This is a genomic window from Alkalicaulis satelles, from assembly GCF_008630495.1.
Taxonomy (GTDB): Bacteria; Pseudomonadota; Alphaproteobacteria; order Caulobacterales; family Maricaulaceae; genus Oceanicaulis; species Oceanicaulis satelles.
In genome coordinates, this window is the sequence record NZ_VWOJ01000002.1 from 72945 (window position 1) to 91472 (window position 18528).

Genomic DNA, 18528 nt, shown 5'->3' on the forward strand with positions numbered 1-18528 from the left:
CAGGACCGCGCATCGCGGCATGCTGAGACTGCCATATAGCGGCGAATCCGCGCGCGGAAAACGCATCTGACAGGCTTGTGAAGAGTCACAGCGCCCAACATGCCAGCGGCCGGGGGATCGCTCCGCCCGGCCGCTCACAATTCATCAGGTCTGGCGCGCAGCGCCTAGAGTTCAGGCGAAGGCGGCGGCGGGGCCGACGGCGGGACCTGGAACTCGCCCTGGGTCTGGCCCTGACGGCGCGCAGCGCGCTGCACCAGGAAGTCCCACTGGGCCATGGAGATCATGTGGGCGTAAATGGCGCCCAGCGCGGTGGAATCGCGCAGCTTGACCAGCTGTTCGGCGGGCAGCGCCTTGAGCTTGTCGCCCGACACGCCCCAATAGCTCGCCACCACCTGGGGCTCGCCCACCGGATTGCCTTCATTGTCACGCGGCTGGAAATTGGTCTGCTGCTGGTCGAACAGGTCCAGATCGCGCAGTTCCTTGACGAATTCGGTCGTGGCCGCCACGTCGTTCTCGAAACGGCGCACATAATCGATGGCGCGCTCCAGGAACGGGGTCGGATTGCCGTCCTCCTGGAAGAAAGGCTCTTGGGGCTTGTCGGAGAACAGGTGCGAGCCTGCATCCACGCACACGGTGAAGCGGTCGCTCTCATCGCCATGGCTGGCGGCCACGAAGGGATAGCGGCGCACGAAGGCGGGCAGATAGCAATTGTCTTCGTAGAACCCGTTTTCCGGGTTCACGAACAGATTGGCGCCGGCCTGCAGGCCCATGGCGGCCACCGGCGTGCGGTTGTCGCCCAGGAAGATGATGGGGAAGCGCGACGCAGCCTGGCCGAACTCGCCCACGGTCAGCGGCACGAAATGGGTTTCTTTGAGAAAGTCGAACGGGCGGTCGGTATAGGTCAGCCCCTTGCCCTTGTGCGTCTGCACGCTGAGCGGTTCGGGCTTCTTGTAGAGCGGCAGCTGACCTTGAATGGTCGGCTCGTTGGCGTTGGCGTCGGCCATGTGGGCTCCCCCTGGATGGACGGTTGCGGTTCGTTAGCGCACGCAGCGGCGCGAGGCAATAAAGCCTGGCGCCGCCGGTTCAGCCGTGTGCTTGCAAGACCGGGGCCTAAACGCCGCCAAAACGGGCGCGCACGCCCACATAGAAGGCCCGCCCGATGATCGGCGCATCATCCTTGAAGAAGGAGGTGTGGCGCCGGCCCGCCTCATCCAGCAGATTGCGGCCCTTGAGATAGACCGAGGCGTTCACGTCGTCGAAGGGCAGATCATAGCTGGCGTCCAGGCTGACGAGATTATAGCCGTCCGTCGCGCTCTCGGCGGTGGCCACGCGGTTCTGGGCGTTGATGCGCAGATAGTCGGCGCGCAAGGTCAGATCGCCCAGCCGGGTCGAGGCGCCCAGGCCATAACGCCAGGGCGAGATGCGCGGCAGGTCGCCGCCGTCACGCAGCGAGCCGCGCACATAATCGGCCACGAAGTGGAAGGTGAGCGGCACATCGCCTTCAACCGCCTCCCAGCTGCCGCCCAGCTCCACGCCATAGAAATGAGCGTCGCCCTGCTCATAGGTCACGAACTGGTTGCGCAGGCGGCACAGCCCGCCATCGCCGGGCAGACAGCCCGCCGCCGCGCCCTCGCCGGCCCGGTTTCCGATATCGTTCACGAAGACCGGATTGCCCGTCCCGTCATCCTCCGAGGTCAGGAAGATGAAATTGTCCGCACGGTTGTAATAGGCCGTCAGGTCATAGCGCAGCGGGCCGGTATGGCGCTCCCAGCTGGCTTCGAAATTGAGATAGGTCTCGGATTTGAGATCGGGATCGCCCAGCTCCCAGGTGCCTGCCGCCGAGTGGCGCCCGAACGCATAGCGCTGTTCGGGCGACGGCGCGCGCTCGGCCCGTGTCAGGCCGAAGCGGGCATGGTGGTCGGGACCGACATCAATAATGGTGGACGCCGACAGGCTCAGCGCGGTGGTGTTGATGTCATCAATCTGTTCGGGCTGGGGCAGGAAGCTGCCATCGGCCAGCGTCACGCCCGGCACGCGCGAGGCGATGACCGGATCGCTGGAGGAGTGGATGCGCTCGATGCGCGCGCCCAGCTCCACCACCGCCGGTCCGAACCGGCGCTCCTCGATGACATAGGCGGCGAAGGTGCGCGTCAGATTCGGGCGCACATAGAACCCCCGGTCCGCGCCGCGCGGATCATCGGCGAAGAAATCACGGTTCGTGTACTGAAGCCCGATCACGCCTTCCCATCCGGCCACCGGATCGTGGAGCAGATCGGCGCGGGCCTCGAATTCACGGTTCTCAAAAGTGGCTTCAATCTCACTGTCCTCGAACGATCCGTCCGTGCGGCTGAATTCGAATTCGGTCTCGTCCTGCTCATATCGCGTCCAGGCCGCGCTCAGGCGGGCCAGCGAGACGCCGGGCAGAGGCTGATTGATCTCGCTGCGAAAATCCGCACGCACATAATCGGCGGTGACGCGCTCATACTCGTCCGAGCCGTCGCCGCGGATGCGCATGGGATCGAACACTTCAGGAATGCCGTAATCGGTGTCCCAATAGCTCAGCGACAGCGCTGCAAAGCCCCAGTCATCGGACATGATGCCGGTCAGCGATGCCTGGCTGGACTCAATGGAGCTGTTCTGGAGCCGGCCTTCAAACCCTTCAGTCTGGCCGTCCTCCTGGAAGCCGTTGATCGAGAAATCATTGGCGCGGCGCAGCCCGCCCGAGGCGCGCAGGGCGAATGTCTCGCTCAGCTGCACCTCGCCGGACAGGTCAATCTGGCGGTCATCGCCATTGGGCGAATAGCTGGCGTCCACCTCAAGGAAGGGCGAGGGCGCGAGCGTGGGCAGGAAGCGCTTGCTGCGCACATTGATCACACCGCCCGCCGCGCCGGAACCGAACATCAGCGTGGTGGGGCCGCGGAACACCTCGATCTGGCTGGCGCCGCGCGAATCCACGGCCACCGCGTGGTCCACGCCCTCGCCCGACACGTCCGCCACCGGCAGGCCGTCATCCAGCACCATCACCCGCGAACCCTGCTGGCCGCGGATCACAGGACGGCCCACGCCCGGCCCGAAATCGGCGTTGGTGACGCCCGGCAGGCCGTCGAGCATCTCGCCCAGAGACCCCGCCATGCGGCGTTCCAGTTCGGAGCCGTGCAGGACGCTGACCGGCTGGATCATCTCGTCCACATAGCGCCGGCCCAGCGGACCGGCGGTGACGATCACCCGGTCCAGCGCCGCATCGCCGCGCTGCTGCAGGTCCGCATCGGCCGCCTGCGCCTGGGCGCCCGCCAGTGCAGGGGCGATCAGCGCGGTTCCAAGCAGGAGGCGGGTCATCAGGGGGAGGGTCATGGCGTCAGCTCCGGTATGTTATAATATTTCATCGGGTGATAATCTATCGCAATCGGCCCGGCAAGGCCTGCCCGCTTGTTTCACACAGACGTAATCAAGGGCTCGCCCGGCGCGGCCATCAGCCCTAGGATCAGGATCATGACTGAAGAGGTGACTCGCGCTCTGACCGCCGCCGAGCGGGCCTGCCGCACCAAGGGGCTCGCCCTGACGCCTGTGCGCCGCCGCGTGCTCCAGCTCTTGCTGGAATCGCCTGCGCCGGTGAAGGCCTATGACCTGCTGGCCAGCCTGAAACCTGATGGCGGCGCGCAGCCGCCTACGGTCTACCGGGCGCTGGATTTCCTCACCCGCGCCGGGCTCGCCCACCGCATCGAGGCGCTCAACGCCTATACCGCCTGCGTGCATGTGGGCGGGCGCGGATCGGCGGAGCTCTATATCTGCGAGGCCTGCGGCCTGGTGGAGGAGCGCCACCGACACCGCGCGCCCGAAGACGGCCCGGACGGGTTCCACATCAACCGCTCGGTGGTGGAGCATTACGGACGCTGCTCCGCCTGCGCCACGGCGCAGGCCAGCGCCTGAGCGAAAACGGACGGGAGGCTGGCTCATGCTCACGCTCTGGCGCGGCAACGCCAATGCCTGGGAATGCGACGAGCTGGGCCATCTCAATGTGCGCTTCTATCTGGCCAAGGCCTGGGAGGCCATTGAGGCGCTGGCCTGCGAGGCGGGCATGCGCGCGCCCTTTCAGCCCGGCGCCACGGCGACCCTTATTGCGCGCGAGGTGATCGTGCGCTTCCTGGCCGAGGCGCGGCCGGGCGCGCCGCTGGTGATACGCGGCAGCGTGCGCCAGGTGGACGAGGCCGGGCTGACCGCGGACCTGATCATGGACCACGCCGCGCTGGGCAAGCCGGCGGCCGCCTTTAGCGTGCATCTCGACCATGTGGATCCGGCCAGCGCCCGGCCCTTCGCCTGGAGCGGACGGGTGCGCGCGCGCCTGGACGCGCTCACCGGCGCCGCCCCGCCCGAATGCGCCCCGCGCAGCCTGTCACAGGCGCCGCCTGCGGCTGACGTCTCGCTCGGGCGCGCCGATGCGCTGGGGCTGGAGGAGATCGGGCGCGGACGCATCAACCCCCAGGACGCCGACCGGTTCGGGCGCATGCGCCTGGAATTCGCCATGGGCAAGGTGTCCGACAGCGTCATCCATCTCAGCGCCGGCTTTCCCGAGCAATGGCGCGCCTATCAGGCCGGCCAGGCTCCGGGCGCGGCCAGCGCGCTGCTGGAGGCGCGCATCGTGATGCGCCGCTGGCCCCAGGCGGGCGAGGGCTTCGTCATCCGCTCCGGCCTGGCGGGCGCCGGCGGCAAGGTGCGCCATCTGGTGCACTGGGTCTGCGATCCGGTGAGCGGCGCGCCGCTATGGACCATGCAGGGCGTGGGCTGTCTTCTGGATCTCGACACCCGCCGCCTCAAGCCGGTGGAGGGCCAGGCGCTCAAGACCATGCAGGCCGCCGTGATTGACGGGCTGGCGCTTTAGGCGGCCGCCACGGCCTTGGCGCCGGGGGCGCCCGCGCGGGTATACAGCCCGCGATGGCCCTGGGCCGGGCGCAGGCTGTCGGTCAGGCCGACCACGGTTTCCGCCGCGCCCAGCACCAGATAGCCGTCATCGGCCAGCTGGGCGGCCAGCCGGTCGAGGATTTTGGCTTTGGTCTCGATATCGAAATAGATCAGCACATTGCGGCAGAAGATCACGTCCATCCGCCCCAGCCGGGAGAAATCCTCCAGCAGGTTGGACTGTTCAAAGCGCACTTTCTGACGCAGGTGCGGCTTGATGCGCCAGGTCTCCCCGGTCTGCTCGAAATGCTTCACCAGGCGCTGGATGGACAGCCCGCGCTGGACCTCGAACTGGGTGTAGACCCCGGCCCTGGCCTTCTCCAGCACCGGCCCGCTCATGTCGGTGGCCAGAATGTCCGCCTGCGGACCGCCCGCCTCGTCCAGCATCATGGCCAGCGAATAGGGCTCCTGGCCCGAGGAGGCCGCCGCGCACCAGATTTTCAGCGCCCGACCGGCGCGCGCGGTCTTCAGGGCCGGAGCGATCACCTGTTCGAACAGCTCAAACGGCGTCTTGTCGCGGAAGAAGAAGGTCTCGTGCGTGGCCAGCGCTTCGCATACGGACGTGGTCACCGCCTTGTCGCCGCGCATCATGGCGTCGATCAGGGCCTCGATGGAGGCGAGCCCGCTCTTGCGCGCCAGCGGACCCAGGCGGCTTTCCACCAGATAGGCCTTCTCCGGACCGAGCACGAGCCCGGTGCGCGCGCGCACTTCCTTACACAGATGATCAAACTTGTGCGCGGGCAGCTGGGTCATGGCAGTCCTTTCAGGCGCCGGACGATTTGAGGTCCGATTTCTTTGAGCGGCAGGATCATGTCGGCCAGGCCCGCCTCGGCCACGGCGCCGGGCATGCCCCAGACCACGCTGGTGGCCTGGTCCTGCACGATCACCGGCGCGCCCGCCGCGCGCAGGGCGCGCGCGCCCTCGCGGCCATCGGCGCCCATGCCGGTGAGCACCACGGCGAGCACATTGCGCCCGGCGGCCGCGGCCAGGCTCTTGAACAGGGGATCAACGGCGGGACGGCAGAAATTCACCTGCGGGCCCTGGTCCAGAACAGCGTGGAAACCCTCCGGGCCGGTGCGCACCGTCATGTGCCAGTCGCCCGGCGCCAGATAGACCCGTCCGGCGCGCAGCGGCTCGCCGTCCTGCGCCTCGGCGGCGGGCAAGCCCAGCTTGGACAGGTGCTCGGCCAGAATGGCGGTGAACAGCTTGGGCATGTGCTGGGTGATCAGCACCGGCGCGCGCGTATCGGCGGGCAGATGGGCGAGCACCTCGCGCAGCGCCTGGGGCCCGCCGGTGGAGGAGCCGATGGCGATGAGGGAGGGCTTGGCCGCCAGCGCAGAGGCCGGGCGGGGCGCGGCGAGCGGCGCGGAGGGCGCGGCGCGCACCGGCGCCGCAGCGCGCGGGCTCAGCGCCAGCAGCTTGCGCAGCAATTCCTCGCGATAGGCCTCGGCCCCGGCGACCTTGCCCGCTTCCGGCTTGGCGGCGTAGTCAGCCGCGCCCAGCGAAAGCGCGCGTACGGTCACCTGCGCGCCCGAGCGCGTCAGGGTGGAGGCCATCACGACGCGTGCGCGCGGCGCGGCTTTGAGGATCAGCGGCAGGGCGGCGAGCCCGTCCATGCGCGGCATTTCCACGTCCAGCACCACCAGATCGGGCTGCAGCTCGCCCGCCCGGCGCACGCCCTGTTCGCCGTCCGCGCAGGTGCCCGCCAGCTCCAGGCGCGCATCAGCCTCGATCCAGCGCGCGGTCAGGCCGCGCACAACGGCGCTGTCGTCCACCACAAGCACGCGGGGCAGCGCCCCGGAGGGCGGCGATGCGGGCTTTTGCGGCTGTGCGGCGGTCACGATGCTTGTCCCCCATGCCCGGCGCGGTCCTAGACCAGGCCAGCCTCCGCAAACTTGGACTCAATGATTTCGCCATCGAACGGCTTCATGACGTATTCATCGGCCCCGGCGCGCAGGGCCTGGGTGATATGGGCCATGTCGTTCTCGGTGGTGCAGAACACCACGACGGGCTTTTTGCCGGTGGGCTCCTGGCGCAGCTTGATCAGGAAATCGAGCCCGTTCATCACCGGCATGTTCCAGTCCAGCAGCACCGCATCGGGCATGGCCTTGCGGCAGGCGTCGAGGGCCTCCTGGCCGTCGGCGGCTTCCTCGCAGGCGAACCCCAGATCCTCCACGATCTTGCGCGCGACCTTGCGGATCACCCGGCTGTCATCGACCACCAGACAGGTTTTCATCCCAGCTCTCCCTTTACGCCGCCAGAGCGCTGCGCCAGCGGATCAGCGCGCGCACGTCCAGCACCGCCATGAGGCGCTCCTCCAGACGGTAGACGCCCTTGATCATGGCGCGCCACTGGGTGTCGAGATGGCCCGGCGCGGGCTCCATCTCCGCCGGATCAAGGCGCAGCACCTCGCCCACCTCGTCCACCAGCACGCCGAACAGTTCTGCGCCCTCTTCCAGGCCCAGCGCCATCACCGGCTCGCCCTCGGAGCGCGGGGGCAGGCCCAGGCGCTGGCGGGTCTCCACTGCGGTGACAATTCGCCCGCGCAGATTCAGCAATCCGGCGATTTCGCCGGGCGCGCGCGGCACCGAGGTGATGCCTTGCGGGCTGAACACCTCGCGCACTTCGCTCACCTCGACGCCGAACAATTGTCCGCCCACATGGACGGTGACGTATTCGATCGTGTCCTGCACAGCCATGGCTCTGTCTCTCCCGGTCAGGCGGCTTCAGCGCGGGTGCGCGCGGCCTGGTCCAGCGCCGCAATCAGCCCGCCCCGGTCGCCCGGACGCATGATCGCAGCAAAACCTTCAAGAATGCCTGAATGCCCCTCGCCCACGCCCAGGCGCGGCACACCGGCGAACAGGCCCTCTTCGGCCAGACGGTGGAGCGCGGGCGGATCGCCCACCAGCACGTCATAACGCGCGCCCATCTGGGCGGCGTCGCGCGCCTCGTGCAGGCTGCCGGCCACGGTCACGTCATAGCCCGCCGCCGCCAGCAAGGGCGCCAGCATGCGCCGGGCGAAGGCGTCGGCCTCCACCAGCAGCACGGCGTGGCGCATCGTCCGGCCGGCCGCACTGCGCTGGGGCGCGCCGTCCCAGGTGCGCTCCATATACCAGGCGATGTCCAGCACTTCGGTCGCCCGGCCCTTGATGATGGCCGAGCCGATCACGCCGGGGCGGTCCGAGCCCATTTCCAGATCCAGGATTTCCTCGGCGACATCGAGAATCTCGTCCACCGCCACGCCGGCCGACTTGCCATCCTCGGCGAACACCAGAACCGGCTGGCGGCCTTCGCTCTTGAAGGCGCCCGGCCCAGCGGCGTGGGAGAGCGGCAGCAGCCGCCCGCGATACTGCACCACATGGCGGCCATCGACGATCTCGATGGTGTTGGCCTCGAAATCCTCAAGCCGGGTGATCAGGCTGACCGGAACCGCCTTGGGCTCGGTCCCGCCCGCACGCACCAGCAAGAGGCGCTGGCGGCCCTGCGCAGCGGAGTCCTCGCCCGCCTCGGCCTCGCCGGCCTCGGCCTGCTCGACCGCTTCCATGGCGGTCTCCTGGGCCAGGCCATTGGGATCGAGGATCATGATCACCGAGCCGTCGCCCAGAATGGTGGCGCCGGAGAACACGCCCACCTGGCGCAGCGGACCGGACAGCGGCTTGACCACGATCTCCTCGGTGTCGACCACGTCATCCACCACCAGGCCGATGCGCCGTCCGGCCGCCTCGAGCACGATGACATAGCCGGCCATCTCGCCGTCATGGGCTTTGGACGGATCCAGCACGCCCGCCAGGGCGATCACCGGCAGGAGCCGCTCGCGCAGGCGGATCAGATGCGCGCCATTGAGGGTCTCCACCTTGACGCTGGAGCCCGGCCCCACGCGCACCAGTTCACGCACTGACAGTTGCGGCGCGGCGAAGCGCTCGCCGCCGGCCTTGACGATCAGCGCCGACACGATCGCCAGGGTGAGCGGGATCTTGATCGTAAAGGCCGTGCCCTTGCCGAGCTCGGAATTGAGATCGATGGAGCCGCCGATCTGTTCGATATTGGTGCGCACCACGTCCATGCCGACGCCGCGCCCGGACAGATTGGTCACCGCCGCCGCGGTGGAGAAACCGGCCGCGAAGATGAAGCGCTGGATCTGCGCCTCGCTCATGCCCGCCAGCTCTTCGGGCGTGGCCAGGCCTTTTTCCAGCACCTTGTCGCGGATGCGCTGCGGGTTCAGGCCCGCGCCGTCATCGGTGATCTTGATGATGATCGCCCCGCCCTCGTGATAGGCCGACAGGCGGATCGTGCCGGTCTCGGACTTGCCGGCTTCCTTGCGGGTTTCAGGGCTTTCAATCCCGTGATCGCAGGAATTGCGGATCATGTGGGTGAGCGGATCCTTGATCAGCTCAAGCACCTGGCGGTCGAGCTCGGTGTCCTCGCCCTCCTGGATAAGGCGGATTTTCTTGCCCAGATCCTGACAGGCGTCGCGCACGATGCGCGGCAGCTTGCGCCAGGCGTCGCCCACGGGCTGCATGCGGGTCTTCATCACCCCGTCCTGCAGCTCGGCCGTCACCGAGGACAGGCGCTGGAGCGGGGTCTTGAGCGCGCTTTCGTCCGTATCGCGCACCAATTGCTGCATCTGGTTGCGCGCCAGCACCAGCTCGGACACCGTGGTCATCAGGTTTTCCAGCACATCCACGCTGACGCGGATGGTGGCCGATGAGCGCGCCGCGCCCGCAGCCGGCGCCGCCTTGGCGGCCTCAGGCTGTGACGCCGCCGCCGGCGCCGCGGCGGGCGCCTCGCTTACCTCGTCTTCCAGCTCCGCCTCGGCTTCCAGCGCGGCGGGCTCGTCCTCTTCAGGGCCCGGCGTGGCCATGAAAGCCGCTTCCAGATCGGCCAGCGAGACCTCACCCGGACGCAAGGGCCGGCCCAGATCATCATCAAATCCTGCTGCTTCCTCGTCCTCAGACCCGTCCAGGGCCGGCTCGGGTTCGGGCTCGGGTTCAGGTTCGGGGGCCGGCGCCGGTTCAGGCGCGGGCGCAGACGCCTTGCCTTCGGCCATGGCTTCCAGACGCGCGATGAGTTCACTGTCATCGCCCTCGGGCTCGGCGCCGGAGGCTTCCAGGCCGGCCAGGATTTCCTTGATCCGGTCAAGCGATTGCAGAACCAGCGTCACCGCCGCGCTGTCGGCCACCAGCGTCCCGTCCCGGAACTTGCCAAGCAGCGTCTCGCCGGCGTGAGCGACCGCCTCCAGCCGGGTCAGGGCCAGAAAGCCGCACGTGCCCTTGATGGTGTGCAGAAGCCTGAAGATATTGTCCAGCGTGGCCCGGTCCGTGGGATCGGCCTCGAACTTGACAAGCTCGACATCGATGACGTCGAGGCTCTCCATGGTCTCCGCCAGAAATTCGCCGATCAGTTCGTCCATGATCCCGCCCCGGGCTGACTTTGCGCAACACAGCAGACCCTGTCATGGTCAGGGTTAACGCAAGGTTGGTAATTTGCGCCGGCCAGGAACGCGCCCGGGACAGCCGGATCGAAGCGCAGATGAAAGGCGCTGCTGACGCATCGCCTGCACGCGCCTGTCCGCCCCCGCTGCGCGCTGGCGTAAACTCCAGCCCCATGACGCATCATGACGCCACACGCCAGAAGGACAGGGGGAAACAGTCAGGCCGGAACACAAAGGGCCATGGTAAGAGTAGTGATAAGAACGTTCCGGCCCATTCACACGGAAACTCTCACCCGGCGCCGACGCCCTATTCCGCCGCAGCGGCGCGCTGGCCCGGGCCGGTCAGGGCCGTGAACTCGATGCGCTCTTCGCTGGCCGAGGCCTCGGCCCGGCCGCCGCTTTCGCGGGCGATCAGTCCGGCATAGAAGGGCTGGACCGAGCGGCCGTCATAGCCGTCCTCGGGGCGCTCGCCCCGCATGGCCTGGACATAGGACGGATCCAGGCGCAGGCGCGGCCCCGACGAGACCACGCGCAAGCGCGCGCCGCCGCCAGGCGAAGCGGCCGCCTCCACGCTGACCTCGCCGCCGCGCGGCAGGGCGTCCACCGCCAGCCAGATCAGATTGAGCAGCACCCGCGCTGCGGTCTTGTCGATCACCCCGTCAGCCGATCTGAACACCAGCTGGGCGCGCGCCTCGGCGAACATGGCGTCCGCCAGCGTGCGGATTTCGGCCAGGCCCATTTCACCAGCCCGGGCGCCGGCTGCGCCAAAGCACACGCGCGCATACTCCACCTTGGCCTTGAGCTGGCCCACGCCCGAGCGCAGCAGCGCCATGGCGTCCTCGCGCATGTCGCCGGCATTGGGATCATCCAGGACCCCCATGGCCGCCCCCATGGCGTTCACAGGGCCTGCCACATCGTGGCACACGCGCGAGCTCAAAAGCGCCGCGAGTTCGGAAGCGGAGGGCGTGTCGTGCATGGTCATGGGTGCGAGCTTTAGCCGATTCTCGCCTCGCGAAGAGTTAACGCGCAGCGCTTGAACTAGAGTTCGTGATCCACGTCATCATGACCGTGGCGCGCAGAGAAGAAGACCAGCGCCATCAACCCGGCGCCCAGCGCAATGGACAGGCCCGCGCCCAATCCCATGGCCAGCCAGCCCTGCCAGGTGATCTGCAGCTCCTGACCGATAAAGCTCCAGGCGGCCAGGCCAATCGAGGCGGCCAGCAGCGCGCCCAGCGAAACGATCAGAAGTGCTGTCTTGTTCATCAGTGCGGTCCTCTCCCTGCCGGGCGCGGCTCCGGCCGTTCTCACATCGTTAACGGCGCTGCGCGTCTAATCGCCCTTGGCAAGCACGCGCGCCTGGGTCAACATCATGCCTGCAGCCTGCAAGACACAGCGGACCTGAGCGCGGTTTTGTGCTAGTCGGTCTGAAACTTGCTGGCTGCGTCACATGCGCCGGCCCGGCACGCACAGCCCCCCGCATGGGGATGAATTGGGGGCTGGGGCCGGGTGAAGCAATGAGGGATTACAGCGTAAATGTCCGGATTCGACGTCCGTCTCGCCGACGCCCGCCGTTCCCGCACGCTGGTGTTTTTCGCCACGCTGGGCCTGGGGCTCCTGATTGTCGTGGGCGCCCTTCTGATGCGCTTTTCCGGACCGGGCGAGCCGTCCGTCCCGGCAGAGCCCGTCCCGGCCAGCCCTCAAGCGGTGCAGGCGCTCAGCGAGACCGCCCGGTCAGGCGCGCCTGAGGCGGCGCCCGCTGCGGTGGCGCTGAATAATTCACGCGACGTGATCGAGGCCGAACACGCCCTGTTCACCTCCGCCCCCTTCCGCAGCCAGGTTGAAAGCCTCGACATCACCGTACGCTCCGGTCAGACCATGGCCAGCGTGCTGGCGGGCGCAGGGGCGGACCGTGTCGAGGCCGCGCGCGCCATCGCCGCGCTGGACCCGGTCTTCCCGGTGCGCCGCCTGCGCGCCGGACAGGACCTGACGCTGTTCTTTGAAACTGTGGCCGATGAGGAAGAGGGCGAGGCGAGGCGCCTGGCCGGCCTGTCCTTCCGTCCCGATATCGAACGCACCCTCACCGTGGCCCGCTCCGGCGACCGCTTCCGCGCCCGCGAGGCCACCGCCACGCTGGATCGTGAATTCGTGCGGGTGCGCGGCGAGGTCAGCTCCAGCCTTTATATGTCCGCCATCCAGCAAGGCGCCACCGACCGCATCGTGGTCGAACTGGCCAATATCCTGGGCTATGCGGTGGACTTCCGCACCATCCAGCCCGGCGATGATTTCGACTTTGTCTTCGAGCGCCATGTGAACCGGCGCGGCGAGACCGTGCGCACGGGCGATATCGTCTATGTGCGCTTCGCCGGACGCGGCAGCCCGCTGGAATATTTCCGCTACACCGCCCCGGACGGTGAGGTCGGCTATTACACCGGCGAGGGCGAGGCCGCCCAGCGCCTGTTGATGCGCATGCCCGTCAATGGCGCGCGCATCTCTTCCTCCTTCGGCATGCGCTTCCACCCCATCCACCAGGTCAACCGGCCCCACAACGGCACCGATTTCGCCGCCCCGCGCGGCACGCCCATCATGGCGGCGGGCAATGGCGTGGTGGAGCGCGCAGACTGGTTCGGCGGCTTCGGCAATTATGTGCGCATCCGTCACGCCAACGGCTATCAGACGGTCTACGCCCACCTGCAGGGCTTCGCCCGCGGCGTGCGCGCCGGCACGCGCGTCAGCCAAGGCCAGGTGATCGGCTATGTGGGCTGCACGGGCTCATGCACCGGTCCGCACCTGCATTATGAAGTGCACCAGAACGGCCGCCCGCTGAACCCGATGCGCCTGGACCTGCCCACCGGGCGGCGGCTGACGCGTGACGAGCTGCCGAGCTTCACCACCGAGCGTGACCGCCTGATCGCCAAGCGCGACAGCGTCATGTTCGCCAATGGTCAGCCGCCCGCGATCCAGGCCGAAGATGCGGTGCTGCTGGCTGCGCGCGAATCCGGGCGCAGCCAGAGCGCCAGCCGCTGAGCTGATCCCTAGTCGTTCTCGCCCAGGCGCTTCTTGCGGTCCGCCATGAGGCGCAGGCGCAGGGCGTTGAGCTTGATGAAGCCTTCGGCGTCCTTCTGGTCGTAGACCTGATCTTCCTCGAACGTCACGTGAGCCAGCGAGTAGAGCGAGGCAGGCGAGCTGCGCCCCACCACCATCACATTGCCCTTGTAGAGCTTGAGGCGCACCTCGCCGGAGACATGGCGCTGGGAATGGTCGATGGCCGCCTGCAGCATTTCGCGCTCGGGGCTGAACCAGAAGCCCTCATAGATGAGCTTGGCGTATTTGGGCATCAGCTCGTCCTTCAGGTGCATGGCGCCCCGGTCCAGTGTGAGCTGTTCTATGCCGCGATGGGCGGCCATCAGTATGGTCCCGCCCGGCGTTTCGTAAATGCCGCGCGACTTCATGCCGACAAAGCGGTTCTCCACCAGATCGAGCCGGCCAATGCCGTGATTGGCGCCGATCTCGTTAAGCCGGGTCAGAAGCGCCGCCGGAGAAAGCGCCTGGCCGTTGACGCTGACCGCATCGCCGCGCTCAAAACCCACCGTGACGTATTCCGGCTGGTCGGGGCCGTCCTCGGGATGACGGGTCAGCAGGCATACCTCGTTGAACGCTTCCTCGGCCGGGTCCTCGAGCATTTTGCCCTCCGACGAGGTGTGCCAGAGATTGGCGTCCACCGAGAACGGCGCCTCGCCGCGCTTGTCGGACGGCACCGCAATGCCATGCTTCTCGGCGTAGGCGATCAGCTTGGTGCGTGAATTGAGGTCCCACTCGCGCCAGGGCGCGATCACCCGCAGGGCCGGGTCCAGCGCGGCCACGCCCAGTTCAAAACGCACCTGGTCATTGCCCTTGCCGGTGGCGCCATGGGCCACGGCGTCCGCGCCGGTCTCGTGAGCGATCTCCACCAAGCGCTTGGCGATCAGCGGGCGGGCGATGGAGGTGCCCAGCAGATACTGGCCCTCATAGACTGCGTTGGCGCGCACCATGGGGAAGCAGTAATCGCGCACGAATTCCTCGCGCAGATCGTCGATATAGATCTCCCTGATCCCGGCCGCCTCGGCCTTGGCGCGCGCAGGCCCCAGCTCCTCGCCCTGGCCCAGATCGGCGGTGAAGGTGACCACCTCGGCGCCATAGGCGTCCTTGAGCCATTTGAGGATCACGCTGGTGTCCAGCCCGCCCGAATAGGCAAGGACGATTTTCTTCACGGGCTTGGTCGACATGGCGCGGACTCCTGTATCATGCGGCGCAGCAATCTAGGGCGAGGCCCGGTGTGATGAAAGCGCTGTATCCACCAGATCTCAGGCAGACGCGCCACGCCCCGGCCAGCAACTTAACCGGTCTTTCAGCAAGTCCTCCGAAGATGGCTGCATGCACATCCACGTGATGGAGCGATCGCATGCCGCATACGCCCCTGTTTGATCTGGCCGATCCTCAGCGCCTCGCCGAGTTAAAACGGTTCAGAGCAGCGGTGCGTCACGGCGGCGCCCAGGCGCCCGAGATCACCGAGGCGGCGCGCTATGCCTTCGGCAGCACTGTGGCCGCGCTGAGCTGCGTCGGACCCCAAACCACCACGTTTGCGGCGATTACCGGTGTTTCCGACCCCGAAGACGTGCCCACCTGCCTGGCCTTCTGCCGGCATGTAGTGGAGACCGGCCAGCCCTTGATCGTCAAGAATCTGGCTCTCGATCCGCGCTTTGCTGACAATCCTTATGTCACCGAGCCGCCCTATATCCGCTTTTATGCGGGCGTTCCGGTGATCAGCCCCTCAGGCCATGTGCTGGGATCGTTCGCGATCCTGAACCAGGCGCCCAGCTTCCGGTTCGAGGCGGAGGACCTGGCCGCGCTCAAGCGCTTCGCCCAGATCGCGATGAACCTGATTGATATGCACGCCGCCTTGCGTAGCATGGCATAGGGCGTTGAACGGGCCGCAGACCGGGGTTTCGCGATCCCCGCCGCATCGCCTGGCCTCCCAGCATGCGTCTCACTGGCCGAGCGGCTGTGGCGCCCTTATCTGACAGGCCACATCTCCCGCCGCCCGGAGCCTGCCCCATGCGCCTGATCATCCTCGCCACTCTCGCCCTGGCCCTCGCCGCCTGCAGCCCGTCCGGGCCGGGCGAACCCATGGCGGTGCTGTCGGGAACCGGCGAGCCCGCCGAGACGCCGGACCCGCGCCTTGAGGGCGTGTGGACCGCGGTGCTGGAAACCGGAGTCGAACCGCGCCCGCTGGAGCTGACCATCAGCCTCCAGGACGAAGCCGTTTCGGTCATCCTCACCGCACCCGGCCAGGGCGGGGCGCGGGTGCGCTTCGAGCAGGTCCGCCTGGACGGGGCGCGCGTCGGCTTCGCCACGGGCCTTGGCGCGCTTTTGTTCGAGGGCGAGCTGGATGGTGATGACGCGATATCCGGCACGGTCTGGCAGGGCCGCACGCCGAGCCCGCTTATCTGGACCCGGGTGGAGTAATCCGGTCAGGCCAGACGCAATTGGCCGCCCGCTTCCTCACCAGCCCTTAGCCGGGCGAGCAAATGGGCGCGCAGCCTGTCGTCTTCGGGCCGCGAATCCAAGGCCGAATCCACCTGCTCCATGAGGCTGACATCCTCACACAGGCGCGCCCGCGTCGCCTCGGGACGCAGGAGAAGCTCAGCCAGCAGCACGCCCAGCAGCATTTCGCCCGATTGGCCGGCTGCGGCCTCCAGAATGTCCTGCGCCTGCGCTGTCTGCACGGGCGCAGCCTGGGCCGGCAATGAGGGCGGCGGGAGTTCGTAAAGCTGGAAAGCTTCAGGCAGGCCGCCCTTTCGCGACCGGGCCGCTTCAGCCACACACGCGCGCAGGGCCTCGTGCAGTGCATCGAGATCATGATGCTCGAAGGCGAAGGCGCGCGCTTCATCCGCCAGGGCCTGACGGCGCCGGGGATCGTCCATCAGCTCAAGGATCGCCGCTTCCAGCGCCTCTTCGCTCTCGTGATCAATCACCACGCCCAGGTCATGACGCTTGAGGTAATCGATCGTGGCGGCCTCCTGCGGTCCGTGCGCCAGCAACACCGCCCCTGAGGCAAGGCATTCCGGCAGCTTGTTGGCCATGGAATAGCGCACATAGCGCAAGGACGCCGCGTCGAAATTATAGGCGATCAAGGTGGCGTCCGCCCGCTGCATCCAGTCGCGATAAGCCTCGGGCGAACGGTTTTCAGCGGTGAGGCGGGTGTGAGCAAACCGCGCATAGTCTTGAGCGGTCTCCCGCAAACACCACGGCTTGGTGTTGATCTCCAGCGTCACCGGATGACCGGCCTGGCCCAGCTTTTCCACGACGCGCGCTACTTGCAGGACGCTGGCGCGCTGCATGTTGGCGGCGAGACCGCCTGCATAGCGGATGCGCAGGCGCCGCCCTTCATGAGGCGCGCGCGCTGGCCAGTCCCGGGGGCGCACGCCGTTGGCAAGCGCCGTGAAAGGGGCATTATACCGCGCCTCGAAATTCGCAGACATGGCTTCGCAGATCGACAGGCGCGCCTGGGCGTGCGTCAGCAGCCGGAGCAGGTCCGGCTCCAGTGCGAGCCACTGGTCGCGATCACGGCCAGCCAGATCGCTGGGCCAGTCATCCATCATCCAGGCGATGACCGGCTTGCCCAGCGCGTGGAGCAACTCCATGGCCAGACCATGCAGCCAGGGCACATCGGGCACGGGGCGGTAGAGCACGGCGTCCGGCTCAAACGCCTGCGCCGCCTGGCGGGCATCGTCTTGGCCGCATACCGATTGCGCCCACCCGCCGGCCCCGTCAGGACGCACCAGAGCCAAACCATCCCAGCTGTGGCGGGCGATCTGCAGGAGGCGGTCCGCCGGCCAGCCGGCCAGCAGGTTGGACTTGATCTCGCCCGTGGCGGTGCCATTGCCTGAAGCGGTCATGTCCAGCACCAGAAGCCGCGGATAAGCCGGCCCGGACTGTGCGGCGCGCATCTCTTCAGGCTTGCGCGCATGAGGAAACAGATCGTGGAAGCGGCGGCGCTCGAACACATCGAGCTGGCCGCCAATCCCGGCGTTATAGATCATCTGGCCCGTGCCGGTGAGCGCGCGGCGCGCTTCGCCATAGGCCTCGATCATCTTGTCCACCTGGGGGTCGTGCCAGCGATAACCCTTGCCGAAATAATCCGGGTGGAAGTGATTGGGATCGTCGGATTTCATGTCCAGCACCCCGACGCCGTAATCCTTGCTCTCTTGCGCGTCGTCGGGGATGACATAGCTGGCGTCCACGCCAACCAGGTAAATCTCCTCAAAGCCGAGCCAGGCTGCAATCTGCATCATGGAGAAGGTGACCGTGCAGCCGGTATAGGTGATCCGGTCGGCCTCCATGGAGAAGTCAAAGCCGTGAGGATAGCTTTTGCGGGGCTGATGATTGTAGAAAATCGTATCTTCACAGGGCTCGAACACATAGCCCAGATAGGCCGGAAAGAGTTTGACCGGACCCTTGAAGGCCCGGATCTCTTCGGCCCGGTCCTCGGCCACCAGATGATCTTCAACCAGATAAAATGTGGGCGTCCAGTCCAGCTCGCGCGCCTTGAGGAAGAAGCCGTTCACAGCGAACGTCACTTCGTCTTTGAGAACAGACAGATCGGTTTCATTCAGGCTGGGGCCGTTGCCGATCAGGAAGCAGCGCGTGCGCCCCTTGAATTGCTCGCGCAGGGCGCGCAGGCGCGGACGGTAAACCGCATCGAGATCCTGGCTGCATATGCGGGCCACATGGCGCAGGCCGCGCACCTTGTCCGGCAAGGCGATCTTGTCTGTCGGCAGAAAGATTGGCGAGCGGTAGGGCGACCCGGCCAGCAATGTCTGGCATTCAAGCTCGAGAGCCCGCTCTGTGTCATTCGCCATGTGTACGCCAAGCTCCGCCTACGATCATGCGCCGCCCCGCCAGACTCACCCCTGTTGCGAAACCAGCCTAGCGCATTCTCAACCCAAAGCGTCAAGACGAGCTGTGTACGCCGCATACTGGGCGTTGAAGATCATCCGCCTCGCCGATATACACGCCACAAGGCATGGGGAAGTCGATTAAGGTAAAGCTTCCGCGAACTGGCATGGACGCTTGAGATGCGGCGGTGGTAACGGTCCCGTGTGACA

Annotated in this window: 16 protein-coding genes; 5 read left to right on the forward strand and 11 right to left on the reverse strand. The window is 67.2% G+C overall.

Annotated elements, in window-relative coordinates:
• Window positions 1-164 precede the first annotated feature (164 nt).
• Window positions 165-1004 carry a SapC family protein gene (locus F1654_RS06035; RefSeq protein ID WP_150022633.1) on the reverse strand — a complete coding sequence of 280 codons (840 nt, stop codon included), beginning with the start codon at window positions 1002-1004 and terminating at the stop codon, window positions 165-167.
• A gap of 106 nt (window positions 1005-1110) precedes the next feature.
• Complete coding sequence (locus tag F1654_RS06040; protein ID WP_150022634.1) at window positions 1111-3351, reverse strand: TonB-dependent receptor; 2241 nt, start codon at window positions 3349-3351, stop codon at window positions 1111-1113.
• A 138-nt stretch (window positions 3352-3489) separates the two neighbouring features.
• Between F1654_RS06040 and F1654_RS06045 the strand changes: the two genes are divergently transcribed.
• Both F1654_RS06045 and F1654_RS06050 read left to right on the forward strand, forming a co-directional pair.
• A complete protein-coding gene (locus F1654_RS06045) occupies window positions 3490-3927 on the forward strand; it encodes a transcriptional repressor (RefSeq protein ID WP_150022635.1) in 438 nt (145 codons plus the stop codon).
• Between the two features lie 25 nt (window positions 3928-3952).
• Complete coding sequence (locus tag F1654_RS06050) at window positions 3953-4876, forward strand: thioesterase family protein (RefSeq protein ID WP_150022636.1); 924 nt, start codon at window positions 3953-3955, stop codon at window positions 4874-4876.
• On the opposite strand, the gene F1654_RS06055 is transcribed toward F1654_RS06050, so the two are convergent.
• The 7 genes from F1654_RS06055 to F1654_RS06085 all read right to left on the reverse strand — a co-directional run bounded on the left by F1654_RS06055 (window position 4873) and on the right by F1654_RS06085 (window position 11647).
• Complete coding sequence (locus tag F1654_RS06055) at window positions 4873-5706, reverse strand: CheR family methyltransferase (RefSeq protein ID WP_150022637.1); 834 nt, start codon at window positions 5704-5706, stop codon at window positions 4873-4875. The genes F1654_RS06050 and F1654_RS06055 overlap by 4 nt on opposite strands.
• Window positions 5703-6794 carry a protein-glutamate methylesterase/protein-glutamine glutaminase gene (locus F1654_RS06060; RefSeq protein WP_150022638.1) on the reverse strand — a complete coding sequence of 364 codons (1092 nt, stop codon included), beginning with the start codon at window positions 6792-6794 and terminating at the stop codon, window positions 5703-5705. The genes F1654_RS06055 and F1654_RS06060 overlap by 4 nt, the downstream gene beginning before the upstream one ends.
• 29 nt (window positions 6795-6823) lie before the next feature.
• A complete protein-coding gene (locus F1654_RS06065) occupies window positions 6824-7189 on the reverse strand; it encodes a response regulator (RefSeq protein WP_150022639.1) in 366 nt (121 codons plus the stop codon).
• Between the two features lie 13 nt (window positions 7190-7202).
• Window positions 7203-7652, reverse strand: coding sequence for a chemotaxis protein CheW (locus tag F1654_RS06070; RefSeq protein ID WP_150022640.1), 450 nt, complete (start codon window positions 7650-7652; stop codon window positions 7203-7205).
• A gap of 17 nt (window positions 7653-7669) precedes the next feature.
• Window positions 7670-10363 carry a chemotaxis protein CheW gene (locus tag F1654_RS06075; RefSeq protein WP_150022641.1) on the reverse strand — a complete coding sequence of 898 codons (2694 nt, stop codon included), beginning with the start codon at window positions 10361-10363 and terminating at the stop codon, window positions 7670-7672.
• 328 nt (window positions 10364-10691) lie between these two features.
• Window positions 10692-11366, reverse strand: a complete 675-nt coding sequence (locus F1654_RS06080; RefSeq protein WP_150022642.1) for a histidine phosphotransferase family protein — start codon at window positions 11364-11366, stop codon at window positions 10692-10694.
• Window positions 11367-11422: 56 nt separating this feature from the next.
• Window positions 11423-11647 carry a hypothetical protein gene (locus tag F1654_RS06085; RefSeq protein ID WP_150022643.1) on the reverse strand — a complete coding sequence of 75 codons (225 nt, stop codon included), beginning with the start codon at window positions 11645-11647 and terminating at the stop codon, window positions 11423-11425.
• Window positions 11648-11917: 270 nt separating this feature from the next.
• Between F1654_RS06085 and F1654_RS06090 the strand changes: the two genes are divergently transcribed.
• Entirely contained in the window at window positions 11918-13408 is a 1491-nt protein-coding gene (locus tag F1654_RS06090; protein WP_150022644.1) for a peptidoglycan DD-metalloendopeptidase family protein, read from the forward strand.
• An 8-nt stretch (window positions 13409-13416) separates the two neighbouring features.
• Here F1654_RS06090 and F1654_RS06095 read toward each other — a convergent pair whose 3' ends face one another.
• The gene (locus tag F1654_RS06095) at window positions 13417-14646 is read right to left on the reverse strand and encodes an argininosuccinate synthase (protein ID WP_150022645.1); all 1230 of its coding nucleotides are present in this window, start codon (window positions 14644-14646) and stop codon (window positions 13417-13419) included.
• Between the two features lie 176 nt (window positions 14647-14822).
• Between F1654_RS06095 and F1654_RS06100 the strand changes: the two genes are divergently transcribed.
• Together F1654_RS06100 and F1654_RS06105 are read left to right on the forward strand one after the other, a co-directional pair.
• The gene (locus F1654_RS06100; protein WP_150022646.1) at window positions 14823-15338 is read left to right on the forward strand and encodes a GAF domain-containing protein; all 516 of its coding nucleotides are present in this window, start codon (window positions 14823-14825) and stop codon (window positions 15336-15338) included.
• Between the two features lie 137 nt (window positions 15339-15475).
• Window positions 15476-15886: a hypothetical protein gene (locus F1654_RS06105; RefSeq protein WP_150022647.1), complete on the forward strand. Its 411-nt coding sequence runs from the start codon at window positions 15476-15478 to the stop codon at window positions 15884-15886.
• 5 nt (window positions 15887-15891) lie between these two features.
• Here the strand turns inward: F1654_RS06105 and F1654_RS06110 are convergent, their stop codons facing one another.
• Complete coding sequence (locus F1654_RS06110; RefSeq protein WP_150022648.1) at window positions 15892-18282, reverse strand: 6-hydroxymethylpterin diphosphokinase MptE-like protein; 2391 nt, start codon at window positions 18280-18282, stop codon at window positions 15892-15894.
• Window positions 18283-18528 lie beyond the last annotated feature (246 nt).

Excerpts from the sequence above, each read along its gene's own strand:
- F1654_RS06035 (WP_150022633.1), bottom strand. The coding sequence starts at position 1,004 with ATGGCCGACGCCAACGCCAACGAGCCGACCATTCAAGGTCAGCTGCCG.
- F1654_RS06040 (WP_150022634.1), bottom strand. The coding sequence starts at position 3,351 with ATGACCCTCCCCCTGATGACCCGCCTCCTGCTTGGAACCGCGCTGATC.
- F1654_RS06045 (WP_150022635.1), top strand. The coding sequence starts at position 3,490 with ATGACTGAAGAGGTGACTCGCGCTCTGACCGCCGCCGAGCGGGCCTGC.
- F1654_RS06050 (WP_150022636.1), top strand. The coding sequence starts at position 3,953 with ATGCTCACGCTCTGGCGCGGCAACGCCAATGCCTGGGAATGCGACGAG.
- F1654_RS06055 (WP_150022637.1), bottom strand. The coding sequence starts at position 5,706 with ATGACCCAGCTGCCCGCGCACAAGTTTGATCATCTGTGTAAGGAAGTG.
- F1654_RS06065 (WP_150022639.1), bottom strand. The coding sequence starts at position 7,189 with ATGAAAACCTGTCTGGTGGTCGATGACAGCCGGGTGATCCGCAAGGTC.
- F1654_RS06070 (WP_150022640.1), bottom strand. The coding sequence starts at position 7,652 with ATGGCTGTGCAGGACACGATCGAATACGTCACCGTCCATGTGGGCGGA.
- F1654_RS06075 (WP_150022641.1), bottom strand. The coding sequence starts at position 10,363 with ATGGACGAACTGATCGGCGAATTTCTGGCGGAGACCATGGAGAGCCTC.
- F1654_RS06080 (WP_150022642.1), bottom strand. The coding sequence starts at position 11,366 with ATGACCATGCACGACACGCCCTCCGCTTCCGAACTCGCGGCGCTTTTG.
- F1654_RS06085 (WP_150022643.1), bottom strand. The coding sequence starts at position 11,647 with ATGAACAAGACAGCACTTCTGATCGTTTCGCTGGGCGCGCTGCTGGCC.
- F1654_RS06090 (WP_150022644.1), top strand. The coding sequence starts at position 11,918 with ATGTCCGGATTCGACGTCCGTCTCGCCGACGCCCGCCGTTCCCGCACG.
- F1654_RS06095 (WP_150022645.1), bottom strand. The coding sequence starts at position 14,646 with ATGTCGACCAAGCCCGTGAAGAAAATCGTCCTTGCCTATTCGGGCGGG.
- F1654_RS06100 (WP_150022646.1), top strand. The coding sequence starts at position 14,823 with ATGCCGCATACGCCCCTGTTTGATCTGGCCGATCCTCAGCGCCTCGCC.
- F1654_RS06105 (WP_150022647.1), top strand. The coding sequence starts at position 15,476 with ATGCGCCTGATCATCCTCGCCACTCTCGCCCTGGCCCTCGCCGCCTGC.
- F1654_RS06110 (WP_150022648.1), bottom strand. The coding sequence starts at position 18,282 with ATGGCGAATGACACAGAGCGGGCTCTCGAGCTTGAATGCCAGACATTG.